This window comes from Micromonospora aridisoli (genome assembly GCF_056150025.1).
Map to the genome: position 1 here is coordinate 78,710 of NZ_JAXCFK010000012.1, position 15,507 is coordinate 94,216.

Below are 15,507 nucleotides of genomic sequence, written 5' to 3' on the forward strand. Positions count from 1 at the left end.
TTGGGGACATGTCGAGCCCCGCCGAGCGGTACGCCGCGGCGCGCCGCCGGGCCGCGCAGGCCTCACAGTTCCCGGCGCTGGAAGAGTTCACCTCTGACCTGGGCTTCGACCTCGACGACTTCCAGCGGGAGGCGTGCCAGGCCCTGGAGCGGGGCAGCGGGGTGCTGGTCTGCGCGCCGACCGGGGCCGGCAAGACGGTGGTCGGTGAGTTCGCCGTACACCTCGCGCTGCGGGGCACCCCCGGTCAGCCGGCGCCAGCCGACGGCGCCCGCCGCAAGTGCTTCTACACCACGCCGATCAAGGCGCTGTCGAACCAGAAGTACCACGACCTGGTCGAACGGTACGGTGCCGAGCAGGTGGGGCTGCTCACCGGTGACAACGCCATCAACGGCGACGCGCCGGTGGTGGTGATGACCACCGAGGTGCTGCGCAACATGCTCTACGCCGGCTCGACCACCCTCGACGGCCTGGCGTACGTGGTGATGGACGAGGTCCACTACCTGGCCGACCGGTTCCGGGGCGGGGTGTGGGAGGAGGTCATCATCCACCTGCCCGCCTCGGTCACCCTGGTGTCGCTGTCGGCGACGGTGTCCAACGCCGAGGAGTTCGCCGACTGGTTGATCACGGTGCGCGGTGAGACCACCGTGGTGGTCAGCGAGCACCGGCCGGTGCCGTTGTGGCAGCACATGCTGGTCGGCAAGCGGATGTTCGACCTGTTCCACGACGCCGCCGCCGCGCGCAAGCACGACGTGCACCCGGAACTGCTGCGCTACACCCGCGACACGATGCGCCGGCTCGACCTCGGCGAGGGGCGCTCCGCCGGCTTCGGCGCCGGGCGGCGCGGACCGCGCTGGCGTGGGCCGATGCGCCCGGACATCGTCGACCGGCTGGACCGCGAGGGGCTGCTGCCGGCGATCCTGTTCATCTTCAGCCGGGCCGGCTGCGACGCGGCGGTGCAGCAGTGCCTCGCCGCCGGGCTGCGGCTCACCTCACCCGAGGAACGGGCGGAGATCCGCCGCGTGGTGGAGTCCCGGGTGACGGCGATCCCCGGCGAGGACCTGTCGGTGCTGGGCTACTGGGAGTGGCTCGACGGGTTGGAACGCGGGTTGGCCGCCCACCACGCCGGGATGCTCCCGGCGTTCAAGGAGGTCGTGGAGGAGCTGTTCGTCCGGGGGCTGGTCAAGGCGGTCTTCGCCACCGAGACCCTCGCCCTGGGCATCAACATGCCGGCCCGCTGCGTGGTGCTGGAGCGCCTCGTGAAGTACAACGGCGAGGCGCACGTCGACCTGACGCCGGGGGAGTACACCCAGCTCACCGGGCGCGCCGGTCGCCGGGGCATCGACGTGGAGGGGCACGCCGTGGTGGTGTGGTCCCCGGAGACGGACCCGCGACACGTGGCGGGTCTGGCCTCCACCCGGACCTACCCGCTGCGGTCCAGCTTCCGGCCCTCGTACAACATGGCGGTGAACCTGGTCGGCAGCGTCGGCGCGGAGCCGGCGCGGGCGCTGCTGGAGTCGTCGTTCGCGCAGTTCCAGGCGGACCGGTCGGTGGTCGGCCTGGCCCGGCAGGTGCAGCGCAACACCGAGACCATCGAGGCGTACGGCGCCGAGGCGGAGTGCCACCACGGTGACTTCGACGAGTACTTCGCGCTGCGGGTGGCCATCGCCGACCGGGAACGGGCCATCGCCCGGCAGGGACAGAGCCAGCGTCGGGCGGCGGCGGTGGCCGCCCTGGAGCGCCTGCGGGTCGGCGACGTGATCCGGGTGCCGTCCGGGCGCCGGGCCGGCCTGGCCGTGGTGCTCGACCCGGCGGCCGGAGGCTTCAGCGAGCCGCGCCCGCTGGTGCTCACCCAGGACCGCTGGGCCGGCCGGATCAGTCCCGGCGACTTCACCACGCCGGCCGAGGTGCTGGCCCGTATCCGGGTGCCCAAGCACTTCAACCACCGGAACCCGGCCGCCCGGCGTGACCTGGCGGCCCAGGTCAGCGGCACCGGCCTGGACCGGCACTCCCGCCGGGGTGCCCGCGGCCGGCAGTCGGGGGAGGACGACCAGGTCAGCCAGCTCCGCTCCGAGCTGCGCCGGCACCCGTGCCACGCCTGCCCGGAGCGGGAGGAGCACGCCCGCTGGGCGGAGCGCCGCCGACGGCTGGAGCGGGACACCGAGGAGCTGCGCCAGCGGGTCGCCGGGCGGACGGGCTCCCTGGCACGGACGTTCGACCGCATCGTCGCGCTGCTCACCGGCCGCGGCTACCTCACCGCCGACGGCGCCGTCACCGACGCCGGCCGGATGCTCGGGCGGATCTGGACGGAGGCGGATCTGCTCGTGGCGGAGTGCCTGCGGCGCGGGGTCTGGGACGGGCTGTCGCCGGCCGAACTGGCCGCCGCGGTCTCCGTGGTGGTCTTCGAGGCCCGCCGCGACGTCGACGAGCGGGCCTCGCTGCCCCGCGGCGCGGTCGCCGAGGCCGTCGACACGACCCTGAAGCTCTGGAGCGAGATCGAGGCCGAGGAGGCGTCGCGCGGGCTGGCCGTGACCCGGGAGCCCGACCTCGGGTTCGCCTGGCCGATCTACCGCTGGGCCCGGGGCGAGGCACTGGCGAAGGTGCTGGCGAGTGGGCATGAGCTCGACGGCGAGATGCCGGCCGGCGACTTCGTCCGGTGGGCCCGCCAGGTGGTGGACCTGCTCGGCCAGGTGGCCGATTCCGGTGGTGCCTCGACCGAGCTGCGGGCCACCGCCCGGCAGGCGATCAGCGCCGTCAACCGGGGTGTGCTGGCCTACCACTCACCGGCCTGAACCGGCGACGGCGACGGCCGGTCGACCGCCCGAACCGACGCATCCCTGCGTCACCGCCACGGCACGCCCCGAAGTACCCGGGGAGCCGTGTTGTGCCTGGTGAGAGGCTCCCGGATCATGTCATCGGCGCGTGAGCTACGCGCCGGTAGCAGCTCTGGGGGGAGCCCTCGTGGCGGACATCAATCACTTTGAGTACGGCTGGATCACACCGACGATGAGCTACGCGCTGTCGGTGCTCGGTTCGATCCTCGGGCTGGTCTGTGCCGGGCGGATCCGTTCCGCGTCGAGCACGGGTCAGAAGCTCTGGTGGGGGAGTCTCTCCGCCTGGGCACTCGGCGGCACCGCGATCTGGACGATGCACTTCATGGCGATGCTGGGCTTCGCCGTGACCGGGTCCCGGATCCGCTACGACGTGCCGATCACGGTCGGCAGCGCGCTGATCGCGGTGGCGGCGGTCGGTATCGGGCTGGCGATCGTGGGCACCGGACGGCTCTCGGCGGTGCGGATCCTCGCCGGTGGGCTCTTCACCGGCTGCGGGGTGGCGGCGATGCACTACACGGGCATGGCCGCGATGCGGTTGGACGGCCGGCTGCTCTACGACAACCTCCGGGTGGGGCTGTCGGTGCTGATCGCCGTGGTCGCCGCCTCCGTCGCGCTCTGGCTCGCGGTGACCGTCCGCCGGGGGGCGGCGATCTTCGCCTCGGCGCTGGTGATGGGGGTGGCCGTCAACGGCATGCACTTCACCGGCATGAGCGCGTTGTCGGTGCACCTGCACGAGGAACGGGGTGACCTCTCCGGGGCCGGTGTCGGCACCCTGCTGATCCCGATCGTGCTGCTGGTGATCTTCGGCGTGGTCGGTCTGGTGTACGCGTTGCTCGCCGCGCCCACCGACGAGGACCGGGCCGCCGCCGCGTACCTCGACGGCCGCCGGCCGGAGCAACAGGTCGCCGCCGGGCCGGGCGACCCCACGGCACCGGATCCGGTGGGGCTGCGCGCCCGGTCGACCCTGGCCCGCCCCGGCGCCCAGTTCCCGTCCCGCCGGGACCATCCGTCGCGCTGACGGTCGCGGAAAGTGTCGTACCCGGGACCGACCATGTATTCATGGCTGTCCCCGCCCTCACTCCGCGAAACGCCCCGGCGCGCTCGCTGCCCCTGCGCGAGGCGCGCACCCGACTCAGCCAACTCGTCGCGATGGCGGAACTGACCGACACGGTCACTGTGGTCACCCGCGACGGTGATCCGCGTCCGGTCGCCGCGATCGTGCCCGCGGCGGCCGCTCGCACCGCCGCCCAGGTCCGTGCCGATGCCGAGCGTCTGGCCGAGGTGACCGCCGGCTGGTCCCGGCGTCTGGACGCCCAACGGCAGCAGAGCGGCCGCCGCCACGCCGCCGAATTGCGTGCCGTGGCCGGCGCGCTCGCCGAGGTCTGGGCCGAGTTGGACCGTCGGTTCCCGCCGGGCACCGATGCCGCACTCACCCGGTTGCGGGCGGCCCACGCCCACCTGCTCGCAGGCTGATCCGGCTCTCCGCCGCGACGCCGACCGTGCGGGTGCTCGGTGACGGCTTTCCGACGCCGGCAGCGCGTTGCAGCCGAGCCACCCCCGGCTTCTGGTCACGCTTGAGTAACTGTGGGTCACTGGGCGGCGTCTTTCGGCCACAATGGACCACTCGCGGCGTGGGGTTCGACGGGGGTGACGATGAGCGAGCTCAAGGAGGCCGGGGGTCCGGCCGGCGCGCGGACGATCCCGGAGCGAGCCCGGCGGTTGCGCCTCGCGGCGCTGCTCCTGCTGCTGGTGGTGCTTGTCGTCGCGGTGGTCCGGGTGATCGCCGCCGTCGGGCCGCCCAGCCGCGAACAGTTACGGGAACGCGCCGGGCTGACCGGCAAGCAGACCCTGCTCATCGGCGTGAAGGACGATCAGCCGGGAGTGTCGCAGCAGCTGGAGAACGGAGCCTTCGAAGGCTTCGACATCGAGATCGCCTACATGATCGCCGACGATCTCGGCTTCGACGCACCGCGGGTGGAGTTCCTGCCGATCGAGAGCGAGGACCGGGCCCGCCGGCAGGCCCGCACCACGGACAACCGATTCGTCACCGTCGACCTCGTGGTGGCCTCGTACAGCATCACCGAGCAGCGCCGCCAGCAGGGCGTGGTCTTCTCCGCGCCCTACCTGGAGACCGAGCAGTCGGTGGTCACCCTCGCCTCCGACGACCGACCGGTGACCAGCCTGCGGGATCTCGCCGGCCGGAAGGTCTGCACCATCTCCACGTCGACCTCGGAACGGAGCCTGACGGAACTCGGTGCCCAGGCGCGCGGCCGCAACCGGGTCAGCGAGTGCATCCAGGAGCTGTACGACGGCACGGTCGACGCGGTCACCACCGACGCGGCGATCCTGGCCGGCTTCGTAGGCCCCCGTCCGGCTGGTGAGCTACCGCCGAAGAACAAGCTGGAGCGGGTTCAACCACTGCGGCACTGGGACATCGGCGCCGACGGCTCGGAGCTGTGGGGCATCAACACCGGCACCAAACCCGCGCTGCGTGACCTGGTCAACCTCTCGCTCCAGGAGTCCGCGACCGGGCCGGACGGCGACCGCTGGCGGGCGGCGTTCGACCGGTACCTCCGATCCGAGCAGAAGTACAACGACCCGCAGCAGGTCGCGGTGGACCGGCAGCCGGAGCCCGCGCCGGAGGACAGGGTGGAGGTGCGGCGGTGGCCGTGGGAGAGGTTCGCGCTGCCGTACCCGCACCGGCCGCGGTCGGCGCAGCCGACCGTCGTCGCTCGGGCGCGCGTCAGACGCAGCAGTGGCTGCTGACCCTGCTGCCGACCTTCCCAGTGCTGCTGCTGGTGCTGCGGTTGTGGCGGCTCAGTCGGCAGGACATGTCCACCATGCTGCTGCTTGTGCAGTACGTCAGTCCGCTCGGCCTGCTCAGCGCCCTGCTCATCGCCCTGGTATGGGCGGTGCCCCTGGTGGTGCTGGTGCCGGCCGTGCTCGGCCAACTGCTGCGGGTCAGTGCCCCCGACCAGTTCGACGCGGAGCGGTCACTGCTGGCGTACGCCACCGCGCGTACCCCGGACTGGGTGCTGGCGGCCACGGCGGCGCTGGCGGCGCTCACCTGGCAGCTGCGTTTCCTTCCGGCGCTGGTGATGCTGCTGATGTGGCTGGTCGCGCTGCGTACGAGGTGCCGTTTCCCGGACCGGCCGCGGCTGCTGATCGCCACCGGGGTGGTCCTGCCCGTGGCCGTCGCGGCGGCCTGTTACGCCTGGCTCGCCCCGGCCATCTGGATGGCCGCCGCCCATGGTGAGTGGGCCACGGCGGCTCTGCTGGCGCTGCCGCCGGCCGGCGCTCTGGTGTTGACCGGGCCGGTGCCCGTCCGCATCGCCGCGGCCCTGACGCGTGTCCTCACCTACGCCGTCGGTGCGCTGATTCCGCTCGTGACGGGGGTGGTGTTCCTACGGGTGCCGTTGCTGCCGGCGGTTGCGGTCGAGGTCGGCGAGCCGGTCACCCGGGAGGTGGTCCTCGGCGAGGCCGTGACGGTGACCGACCGGATGACGATCGTGCTGGATCATCGGGGTGAGATCCGGTTCCTGCCCAACGACGCGGTGCGCGGTCAGGTGCTGTGTCCGGACGCCGGGCGGATGCCGGCCAGCCGAGTGGACGTGGCCGGTTGGCCGGTGGAGGACACCGCGCTGGACTGGATGATGCCGCGCCGCCCCGTCGGATCGCCCGATCCCCGGTGCGCCGGCCTGGTGCCGGGTCGGTCGTGACCGACGCCGCCGTCCGGCTCAGCCGCGCGCCGGCCGGCGCCCCTTGAGCCGGCGGCCCAGCTCCCGGGCGATCTCCCGGTCCGCGTCGCGCTCGGCGAGGACCTGCCGCTTGTCGTACGACCGGCGGCCCTTGGCCAGGGCCAGCTCGACCTTCGCCCAGCCACCGGAGAAGTACATCGACAACGGCACGAGGGTCGTCCCGCCCTCGCGGGTCCGGTCCAGGATGCGGGCGATCTCCACCCGGTGCAGCAGCAGCTTCCGGGTCCGCCGGGGCGCGTGGTTGGTCCAGGTGCCGTAGCCGTACTCGGCGATGTGCAGGCCGTACAGCATGATCTCCCCGTCGCGCTCCTGGGCGAAGGCGTCGACCAGTGAGACGCGCCCCGCTCGCAGCGACTTGACCTCGGTGCCGGCGAGCACGATGCCGGCCTCGTACGTCTTGAGGACCGTGTAGTCGTGGCGGGCCCTGCGGTTCGACGCGATCAGGGTCCGTTCGGCGCTGCGGGAGGTGCCCATTCGGGGAAGGATAGCCCGCCGGCCCTGGTGGTTCAGGCCGGTTCCTCGCGCTCCCGCAGGCGGGCCCGTAACCGGTCGGCCAACTCCTCCACCGCGCTCTCGAAGCGTGGGTCGGACTCGCCGGGCCAGTGCCCGATGATCGGGGGCGGGACGCTGTCGCCCGGCGGGGGGACGACGTCGACCGGGTCGCGTAGCCGGCGGTCCACCGTGCCGGCGGCGCCCGGCACGCTCGGCTGCCGGCCGGGTCGGTGCGGCGAGAAGACCCAGCCACCGATCGGGTCGGTGTCCCGCCACAGGTTCACCCACCGCCAGTTGACCCGCTCGCCGACCTCGCGCAGCACCTCGTCGTTGACGTAGGCCGGGAAGAGCCGCGCGTAGAGCCGGCGCAGCGGTGAGCCGTAGGTCAGCAGCGCCAACCGGCCGCACACCTGGCGTGGCAGTTGCAGGATCGTGGCGGCGAGCAGCACCGAGCCGTGACTGTGCCCGGCGAGCAGCACCCCGTGCCCCTCGCTGGTGAGGTGCACGATCCGGCGGGTCAGTTCCGGAACCGCGCGTTCGGCGTAGCAGGGCGGCGCGAAGGGATGAGCCACCCTCGGCCAGAAGGTGCCCAGGTCCCACAGCACGCCGACGTACCTGCGGAACTCCGCCGTCCGGTAGGCGAAGATGCCGCCGACGAGCAGCGCGAGCACCACCACCGCGATGAGGAAACTGCCCACCTGGATGCCGAAGTTGGTCGCCGCCTCCGGAATGCCGGTCAACCGCTGCACCGCCGCTCCCGGTGCCAGGCCCAGCATGCCGAGCAGACTGCTGGGCATGCCGGCGCCGACAACACAGGCGTAGACGACGGCGAGCATCTCCACCCGTTCGGTGAACCGGGCCCGGGCGATCGTCCGCTGCACCTGGTGCAGCCGGTGTGCGGCGGCCGGCGGCGCGTCGGGATAGTCGTGCGCGACGGTGGCTCCGGCGGTACGCGTTCGTCCGGCCCGGCTGGCCAGGACGATGACCAGGGCCGCCACCAGGGTCGTGGCGGCGGCCACCAGGAACACGAAGATGGCCCACTTGTAGCCCAGCGGTGGACCGATCTCCCATTCGCCTGCTGCTGCCGCACGGCGGTTGAGCAGGTCGGCGACCCGGTAGACGAGATCAGCGGAGATCGCCACGGCCAGGCCGGTGGCGGCAGCGGCGATCACGGGAGCACCCAGCCCCTGCAACGGCCCGGCGGCGAGGCCGTCGCGGCCGAGCCCGCTCCGCATCTCGTCGGGCTCGGTCCCGACCTCGGGCGCCGGGCGGTGAGCGCCGTGCCCGGCGGCACCGACTGCGGTACGACGTCTCCGGCGGTTGACCAGCGTGACCGTGCCGAGCACGAACAGCAGCACGGCCTGCGACAGGACGAGCAGTCCCACGCTGGTCGCGTACCCCGGCAACCCCTCGCGGACGCGCCACGGCGTCGGATCGACCGCCATCGCGACCAGTACCACAGCGGTCAGGGCGCAGGCGACGGTACGCAGTCCGCGCACGAACCGGTCCGCGACGGAGCCGGTCGACGGGTTGTCGATCAGTGGATGCGAGCAGAGCAGCAGAACGCAGGCCAGCAGCACCACCCCGGTGACGACGGCCAGGGCCACGCTGGACGCCGACGGGCCCGAACCGACCCGGGCGACGACCAGGCCGACGCTGAGGGTCGTGAAACCGGTGGCGACGTGCAGCGAGCGCAGCCGGCCCACGGTCGGCGCGCTGTCCCACCGGGCGACCGCGCTCAGCTGGTGCGGCCCGAAGCCGGTGGTCGGGGTGCGGAAGACGTCGAAACTGCGGCCGGGCCGGGCAGCGAGCCACCAGACCAGCCCGAGCGCACCGGCCGGCAGCAGCGCGAAGAAGGCCAGGGCCAACCCGGTGGGCCGGCCCCCGATCCAGGACAGCCACGGCCGCCCGGCCAGGCAGTACGGGTTGGGCACGCACCGCCAGGCGATCAGGTCGAGCGCCACCCCCATCGCCGCCAGCACGTACAGCATCGTCAGCGTGAGGGCGAGCAGCCGACACACCGCCTTGACGCCCGCCCCGGAGCCGTCCCGCCGGACCGGGCGCATCCAGATCGCGACGTTGCACAGCATGAAGGGCAACAGGAAGACCAGCGACAGGGTCCTGACGGTGGTGCCCGAGGGCAGGTCGCTCCACCGGTACGCCTCCAGAACCACCCCGGCCGGCCCCCTGGTGTCCGGGTAGCCCGGTCGGGGCCGGTAGAACCCCCCGCTGCGGTCCCCGGCGACCTGGTGGCTGTGCGGGCGGTCGAGGATCTGTTCGGCGTCGGCGCCCGACACCCCGTGCACCCGCAGTTCCACGACATCGCCCGACGTCCCCGGTTCGCTGGTCATCGGCCCCCCGGACCCCTGTCCACGGGCCTGGCACCCCGCAGGCCCGCCACCCCGGCGTCCCGGAGCGGCGGCGCTGTCTACCCGCGCAGCCTCCCGACACGCCTACGCCCGGCGGCCGACGGGCGTAGGCGGGTCGCCCGGTGAGACAGGCCGTCGGTTCAGGCCGCCCATCGGTTCAGGCAGCCCATCGGTTCAGGCAGGCCATCGGCTCAGGCAGGCCGTCGGTTCAGGCAGGCCGGCGGGCGAAGAAGTCGGCCAGCACCTGAGTGTGGGTGGAGAAGGCGAGCTCGGTCGGCTCCGTCAGCACCAGCCACTCGGTGGCCTCTTCGGTCGGCGCCGACGGCGGCAGTTCCTCGGCCGGACGGGAAGGCAACTCTCCGAAGATCAACATGGTGCCACCGGCCGCCGCGCTGTGCACCGCGACCAGGGTGGCGCCGGCCGCCTCGGCGAGCAGGCCGGTCTCCTCACGTAGCTCGCGGACCAGCGCGTCCTGCCACTGCTCGCCGTACTCGATGAAGCCGCCGGGCAGGGCGAGCAGCCCGCGCGCCGGTTCGATGTCCCGCCGGACGACGACCACGCCGAGGCCGGTGGCGGTCCGCACCGGTTGCAGGGCCACCGCCACCGGGAGCGGGTTGCGCCAGACCTGCTGACCACAGGTCACGCAGAGCCGGGGCCAGCCGGCCTGCGGCGGATAGGCCGCGCCGCAATACGAACAGTGCGAGTGAGCCACGCCGGTCATGCCGCAGCACGTTACCCGGCCGGCGATCGGGCATCGCCGGTGCCGGTCAGGGCACGGCGGTGCGGGCGTTGCCGATCGCGTCCTTGCGACCCCAGCGCCCCGGAATGTTGAGCAGTTCGATCCGGCCGAAACGCGGCGGGATCGCCGGCTGCACCACCAGGTGCTCACCAAACGGCTCCAGACCGAGCAGGGTTCGCAGCAGCAGGAACGTCGCACCGGTCGCCGACGCCTGTGGGCTGTTCGCCGCCGGATACGGCACCGGATAGCGGGTCAGCTCGCGGTCGTAGCCGGCGAAGGCTTCCGGCATCCGCCCGGCGAAATGCTGAGACGCCTCGACGACGGCCTCGGCGATGATCCCGGCCTCCTTGATGAAGCCGTATCGGCGCAGCCCGGAGGCGATCAGGGAATTGTCGAACGGCCACACCGTTCCGACGTGGTAACCGAGCGGGTTGTAGCTGGTCTGCCCGGTGGCCAGCGTGCGCACCCCCCAGCCGGAGAAGAGTCGTGGCCCGAGCAGGTGTCCGACGACCGAGGCGGCCCGGGAGGAATCCACGATGCCACTCCACAACAGGTGACCCATGTTCGACGCCAGCGCATCCACCTGGTCGCCGTCGGGGCCGAGCGCCAGCGCGAAGTACTCAACGCCGTCGATCCAGAAGTCCCGGTTGAACCGTCGCTTGAGCTCCTCGGCCTGCCGCTCCAGACGGTCGGCGTACGCGGGATCGCCCCAGAACTCGCGGGCCAGCCGCGCCCCGCGCAGTTTGGCGTCGTACACGTAGCCCTGCAGTTCGCAGGTGGCGCGGGGCAGTCCGGGCAACCGGCCGTCCCGGTAGCAGATCGCCGCCGGGGAGTCCTTCCAGCAGTGGTTCTGCGCCCCGCTCTCGTCGTTGCGCGGTTGGTACCAGAGGTAGCCGTCGCCGCGCAGGTCGCCGTACTCGTCGATCCAGTGCAACGCCGCGCGGGCGGCGTCCTCCAGGTCCCGCACCAGCGTGGCGTCGCCGGTCCAGCGCTCGTACTCGTCGAGCAGCACGATGAACAGCGGCGTCACGTCCGCGCCACCGTAGTACGGCGACTGGGGTCGATGTTCGAAGGCGGCCATCTCCCCGTACCGGAACTCGTTGAGCATCTTGCCGGGCTCCTCGTCCCGGAAGTCGTCGAGCACCGTGCCCTGGTCCAGGGCGAGCAGGCGCAGCGTGGTCGCCGCCATCCGGGGGACGAACGGCAGCGTCTGGTAGCAGGTGAGGAGGTTGTCGCGGCCGATGATGGTGGCCGACCAGGGCAGCCCGGCGGCGAGCATGGTCTCGTGGGGCAGCGCCAGCGGGGAGAAGCGCAGGCCGGCGAGGTCGACCAGGCCGCGCTCGTAGGTCTTGCACAGTGCCTCCCAGTCGCAGTACAGACGCGGTGCGTCGGCGAGCCACTGGCTCAGGTCGTGCCGCAACGGCGTGCCGAGCTTGCCCTGCGGATGCCGCAGCCGTTCCCGGATGTCCTCCCCGTCCGGACGCAGCACCCGCCCCTTCACCCGTAACGTCGTGCTCCACCTGCCCTGCCGGTCGACCCGGATCCGGAAGGTCAGGCCGTGCTCGTCGAATTCGGCCGGCTCGCTGGTGGACACATCGGCGACCCGGTGGAACTTGTCCCGCCGGTAACCCAGTCGCAGACCGTTCGCCGACACCTCCCGGTAGCCGCGCAACGCCGACCCGTGCGGCCAGACCACGCTGTAGACCGGGGCGAAGTCGCTGTCGACGTCGATGCGCAGCACGTAGTCGACGGGATCGCCGGTGTGGTTGAGCACGGTCAGGCGTTCGGTGAAGGCGCTGTCGGAGATCCACCGGTCCCGGATCACCGAGACCTTCGCGTCGACGTAGTGGGTGGGATGGCCGGGGACGAGGTAGAACCGGATCTCGTAGTAGCTCGGTTCGTGCACGGCCAACGCGTGCAACCGCTCCCCGTCGAGGCTGAGCTGCCAGGTGGACAGGAATCGGGTGTCGAAGGCGAAGAAGCCGGCCGGGTTGGTGGGGCTGAACGCCATGTCGCCGTTGTCCTCGCTCAGCGCGAAGATGTTGCCGTCGAGGATGCGGACCAGCTTCCTCACCGCGGCTCCCCGTCACCGCCGGGGCGCTCCGCCTCAACCGGCGAGGGTCGGCGGTGCTCGGCCAGCGCCCGGGGATGCCGGCGCGCGGCCACGTCCCGGGGGTGGTGGGCATCCGGCGGCGGCGCGAACAACCGTTCGAGGATGATCACGAAACGGAACTCGCCGTCGGCGGTGAAGTCGTTGCGCAGCCACGCCGGCAGAGGCTTGACCAGGCCGTGGGCCATCCGCAGGAACAGCTCCTCGTCGGTGTAGATCACGGTGTCGGCGGCCCGTGCGCCGCCCGGTGACACCGCGATCCGACCCTGGTCGATGCTTACCAGCCAGTGGTCGACCCGGTCCGGATACCTGAGGTCGAAGCGGACGGTGCCGGAGACCTGGCGCAGCATCCGCCCCCCACCCTTGGCGAGACCGTCGAAGAAGTCGCGTACGGCCTCCGACATCCCAGCACCTCCTCCGGGCCGTGCCCGGCCGGCGTGGACTGGCGCCGGGGTGGCCCGAGCCGGCAGCGGAGTGCCGATCGAACCCCTCCGCCATCGTCACCTTAGCGGCTTTGATCCGCTCCGGTGACGGTCTGTGCTGGTAGACCCCTTTCGAGCGAGGGTCGGCGTCCGTGACAGCACCTCGGCGGCGGCGCGCTCGCCGGCCTCGATCGCCCCGTCGAGATAGCCGGTCCAGCGGGTCGCGGTCTCCGTGCCCGCCCAGTGGATGCGTCCCACCGGGGAGCGCAGCGACGGCCCGTACTCCCGCCAGCATCCCGGGGTGAGCGCCCCGCCGAAGCAGCCCCGGGTCCACGGGTCGGCCGACCAGTCGTACTCGATGACCTCCTCGGCCCGCCGGGCGACCGGGCCGGCGATCGCGGCCAACGCGTCGAGCAGCGCCTCCGCGCGGGCCGCCGGCGCCATCGTCCGCAGTGTGTTGGCCGCCGTCCCGTAGCAGAACATGGTCAGCACTCCGCGAGACGAGGTCGGGGTCCCGTTGTCGACGGTCTCCGCGATCGGGCCGTCGGAGCAGGTCGCCACCCCGGACCAGCCGTCGGCCCGCCAGAACGGCTCCGGGTAGATCGCGTGCACCTTGAGCGCGGAGCCCATCGGCATCCGCTGGGTCAACCCGTCGCGCAGCGCCGGCAGCGCCGGGGCGTACCGGATCCGGCCGGCGAGCGTGGGCGGCACCGCGACCACCACGGCGGCGGCCTCGAAGCGCTCGGCCTCGGCGCCGACCATCACCGAACCGCCGTGCTGTTCGATCGTGACCACCGGCGTGGACAGCCGCACCACACCCCGGCCCAGCCCGGCGGCCATCGCGTCGGCCAGCGCCGCCGGCCCGCCCACGATCCGGTCCTGCTGGGCGCCGCCGGCCATGCCCAGTAGCGATCCGGCCCCGCCGCCGCTGCACAGATAGCTCGCCATCTGGAGCACCGACACCTGGTTCGCGGAGGTGGCCAGCAGGCCGCCGGCGAGCAACCGGTCGATGTAGCGGGCCGTCACCGGGTCCGGTGCGACGACCGCCAACCAGTCGCCGAAGGTCGTGGCGTCCCACCGGGCCGCCTCGGGCGCCGCCCACGGCGCGGCCGGATCCAGCCGCTCGGCGTACCCGTCCAGCAGATCGACGACGCGCTCGGTGATCTCCGGCGCTGCGTCCCGCCGGACGCCGTCCCACATCACCACCGGCGCGCCGACCGCCGCGGACGGGAACGTCTCCAGCGCGTACCTGCGCACCAGGGCGTGGACGCGGTCCTGGCCGGGGCCGATCCACTGCGCGCCGAGATCGAGCTGTGTGCCGTCGTCGAGCCACCGCGTCAACGCCCGCCCACCGACCCGGTCACGGGCCTCCAGCACCCGTACCCGGACGCCGGCCCGGGCGAGGCTGAGGGCGGCGGCGAGGCCGGAGAACCCGGCCCCGACCACGAGGACGTCGTCGGTCATGCCGCGGTCTACCCGCCACGGACCCGGTCGACGCCCCGTCGTGGCGGGTTGCCCGTGCCACGGAGATCGGCATTGGTTTCCGGCCCGGCGCCGCCTATGGTGTTTCGATGCAACCCGCCGCGCTGCTCAACCGCGTCGCCGCCGCCCCGGCGGCGACGCCGGCTGTGCTGCGCGCGCACCGTGCCGCGGTGACCCTGTCGCGTCGGATCCCGGCGCGGGCCGGTCACGGCCAGCCGCGTCCCGCCGGCCGGAGCCCTCCGGAGACCGTCCACAGACAAAGGGACGGCCGAGGGCGAAGCGCACAGCTTCGGCCCTTTTTCTTTTTCGGAGAGGAACCGACATGAGTGACCGGACCGGCACCTACGACCAGCAGTGGCTCACCGAACTCGAGGCGACGCTGAACCACGAGTTCGCGACCCAGACTGCCCGGCTGACCGAGTTGACGGCCGACACCGGCGATCCGGCGGAGGCGCACACCAACGCCGCGCTGATCGCCGCCACCCGGCTGAGCCTGGAACAGATCTCCGGGGCGCTGCGGCGGCTCACCGCCGGCGGCTACGGCAGCTGCGAGAGCTGCGGGACGGAGATCCCCCGGGAACGCCTGGAGATCCTGCCGCACGCCCGGTTCTGCGTGCCGTGTCAGCAGAAGCAGAACCGCTGAACCGACGAGCCGAAAGGTCGGAAGCGGTGCGTACGCGCCGCTGAAGCGGGTCCCTGACCGGACGGACCGGTCGCCGGCCTCACGGCTGCGGCGACCGGTCCGTGGCCATGCCGGGCGGTTCGGGAGATCTCGGCGGCTCGGGGGGCCCGGGCGCATCGGTGAGCAGGCTGGCGGTGACGGTGGCGGTCATGCCGTCCGGCCGGCGGGTCAGCGTCAACGCCCCGGTCAGGTGATGGGCGAGCCAGAGCCCCCGCCCACCCGGGGTGTTCGTCGCGGGCAGGTTCACCGCCAGGTCCCCACCGTGCGGCTGGCCGTGGTCGGTGACCTCGCAGATGAGCAGGTCGGCCCGGCGGAACAGGTCGAGCCGACCCTGACCCCCGCCGTGCAGTACGGCGTTGGTGACCAGTTCGTGCACGGCCAGGACGAGATCCTCGGCCACGTCGCCGGTCAGACCCGCGGCGGCCACCTGAGCGGCGAGCAGGTGCCGCAGCGCCGTCACGGTCTGGGCGGTGAACGACTCGGACAGCAGCGAGGTCCCCTCGCCGTCGCCGCCGGGGGACGGGTCGCGGGAATCCCGGGCGTCCGGCGGGCCGAGGTTGTTCATGCAGGCAGGGTACGTCGTCCAGCGATATCCGCGACCTTTGCCGAGGGGCAACCATCC

At 72.7% G+C, this 15,507-nt stretch carries 13 protein-coding genes; 6 read left to right on the plus strand and 7 right to left on the minus strand.

Going from position 1 to position 15,507, the window contains the following annotated elements; all coding sequences use genetic code 11:
• Positions 1-8: 8 nt before the first annotated feature.
• The 5 genes from SM447_RS23425 (at position 9) to SM447_RS23445 (ending at position 6,550) form a co-directional block, all read left to right on the plus strand.
• Positions 9-2,789 carry a DEAD/DEAH box helicase gene (locus SM447_RS23425; RefSeq protein WP_474574999.1) on the plus strand — a complete coding sequence of 927 codons (2,781 nt, stop codon included), beginning with the start codon at positions 9-11 and terminating at the stop codon, positions 2,787-2,789.
• 169 nt (positions 2,790-2,958) lie between these two features.
• Positions 2,959-3,849, plus strand: a complete 891-nt coding sequence (locus SM447_RS23430; RefSeq protein ID WP_474575000.1) for an MHYT domain-containing protein — start codon at positions 2,959-2,961, stop codon at positions 3,847-3,849.
• Positions 3,850-3,890: 41 nt separating this feature from the next.
• Complete coding sequence (locus SM447_RS23435) at positions 3,891-4,304, plus strand: type II toxin-antitoxin system Phd/YefM family antitoxin (protein ID WP_474575001.1); 414 nt, start codon at positions 3,891-3,893, stop codon at positions 4,302-4,304.
• Between the two features lie 180 nt (positions 4,305-4,484).
• Positions 4,485-5,597 carry a transporter substrate-binding domain-containing protein gene (locus SM447_RS23440; RefSeq protein ID WP_474575002.1) on the plus strand — a complete coding sequence of 371 codons (1,113 nt, stop codon included), beginning with the start codon at positions 4,485-4,487 and terminating at the stop codon, positions 5,595-5,597.
• Entirely contained in the window at positions 5,495-6,550 is a 1,056-nt protein-coding gene (locus SM447_RS23445) for a hypothetical protein (RefSeq protein WP_474575003.1), read from the plus strand. The genes SM447_RS23440 and SM447_RS23445 overlap by 103 nt, the downstream gene beginning before the upstream one ends.
• 18 nt (positions 6,551-6,568) lie before the next feature.
• Here the strand turns inward: SM447_RS23445 and smpB are convergent, their stop codons facing one another.
• The 6 genes from smpB to SM447_RS23475 all read right to left on the minus strand — a co-directional run bounded on the left by smpB (position 6,569) and on the right by SM447_RS23475 (position 14,185).
• The gene (smpB, locus tag SM447_RS23450; protein ID WP_474575004.1) at positions 6,569-7,063 is read right to left on the minus strand and encodes an SsrA-binding protein SmpB; all 495 of its coding nucleotides are present in this window, start codon (positions 7,061-7,063) and stop codon (positions 6,569-6,571) included.
• A 32-nt stretch (positions 7,064-7,095) separates the two neighbouring features.
• Positions 7,096-9,432: a hypothetical protein gene (locus tag SM447_RS23455; protein ID WP_474575005.1), complete on the minus strand. Its 2,337-nt coding sequence runs from the start codon at positions 9,430-9,432 to the stop codon at positions 7,096-7,098.
• A 226-nt stretch (positions 9,433-9,658) separates the two neighbouring features.
• Positions 9,659-10,171, minus strand: a complete 513-nt coding sequence (locus SM447_RS23460; protein WP_474575006.1) for an NUDIX domain-containing protein — start codon at positions 10,169-10,171, stop codon at positions 9,659-9,661.
• 46 nt (positions 10,172-10,217) lie between these two features.
• The gene (locus SM447_RS23465) at positions 10,218-12,263 is read right to left on the minus strand and encodes an amylo-alpha-1,6-glucosidase (protein WP_474575007.1); all 2,046 of its coding nucleotides are present in this window, start codon (positions 12,261-12,263) and stop codon (positions 10,218-10,220) included.
• A complete protein-coding gene (locus tag SM447_RS23470) occupies positions 12,260-12,703 on the minus strand; it encodes an SCP2 sterol-binding domain-containing protein (protein WP_474575008.1) in 444 nt (147 codons plus the stop codon). Before SM447_RS23470 ends, SM447_RS23465 begins: the two co-directional genes overlap by 4 nt.
• Positions 12,704-12,799: 96 nt before the next feature.
• The gene (locus SM447_RS23475; RefSeq protein WP_474575009.1) at positions 12,800-14,185 is read right to left on the minus strand and encodes a flavin monoamine oxidase family protein; all 1,386 of its coding nucleotides are present in this window, start codon (positions 14,183-14,185) and stop codon (positions 12,800-12,802) included.
• A 340-nt stretch (positions 14,186-14,525) separates the two neighbouring features.
• On the opposite strand from SM447_RS23475, the gene SM447_RS23480 reads away from it, so the two are divergent.
• Positions 14,526-14,846, plus strand: coding sequence for a TraR/DksA family transcriptional regulator (locus tag SM447_RS23480; RefSeq protein WP_474575010.1), 321 nt, complete (start codon positions 14,526-14,528; stop codon positions 14,844-14,846).
• Between the two features lie 79 nt (positions 14,847-14,925).
• Here SM447_RS23480 and SM447_RS23485 read toward each other — a convergent pair whose 3' ends face one another.
• The gene (locus SM447_RS23485; RefSeq protein WP_474575011.1) at positions 14,926-15,450 is read right to left on the minus strand and encodes an ATP-binding protein; all 525 of its coding nucleotides are present in this window, start codon (positions 15,448-15,450) and stop codon (positions 14,926-14,928) included.
• Between the last annotated feature and the right edge of the window lie 57 nt (positions 15,451-15,507).

Bases quoted from the DNA above. Each gene is read 5' to 3' on its own strand.
- SM447_RS23425 (WP_474574999.1), top strand. From the start codon at position 9: ATGTCGAGCCCCGCCGAGCGGTACGCCGCGGCGCGCCGCCGGGCCGCG.
- SM447_RS23435 (WP_474575001.1), top strand. From the start codon at position 3,891: ATGGCTGTCCCCGCCCTCACTCCGCGAAACGCCCCGGCGCGCTCGCTG.
- SM447_RS23440 (WP_474575002.1), top strand. From the start codon at position 4,485: ATGAGCGAGCTCAAGGAGGCCGGGGGTCCGGCCGGCGCGCGGACGATC.
- smpB (WP_474575004.1), bottom strand. From the start codon at position 7,063: ATGGGCACCTCCCGCAGCGCCGAACGGACCCTGATCGCGTCGAACCGC.
- SM447_RS23455 (WP_474575005.1), bottom strand. From the start codon at position 9,432: ATGACCAGCGAACCGGGGACGTCGGGCGATGTCGTGGAACTGCGGGTG.
- SM447_RS23460 (WP_474575006.1), bottom strand. From the start codon at position 10,171: ATGACCGGCGTGGCTCACTCGCACTGTTCGTATTGCGGCGCGGCCTAT.
- SM447_RS23470 (WP_474575008.1), bottom strand. From the start codon at position 12,703: ATGTCGGAGGCCGTACGCGACTTCTTCGACGGTCTCGCCAAGGGTGGG.
- SM447_RS23475 (WP_474575009.1), bottom strand. From the start codon at position 14,185: ATGACCGACGACGTCCTCGTGGTCGGGGCCGGGTTCTCCGGCCTCGCC.
- SM447_RS23480 (WP_474575010.1), top strand. From the start codon at position 14,526: ATGAGTGACCGGACCGGCACCTACGACCAGCAGTGGCTCACCGAACTC.
- SM447_RS23485 (WP_474575011.1), bottom strand. From the start codon at position 15,450: ATGAACAACCTCGGCCCGCCGGACGCCCGGGATTCCCGCGACCCGTCC.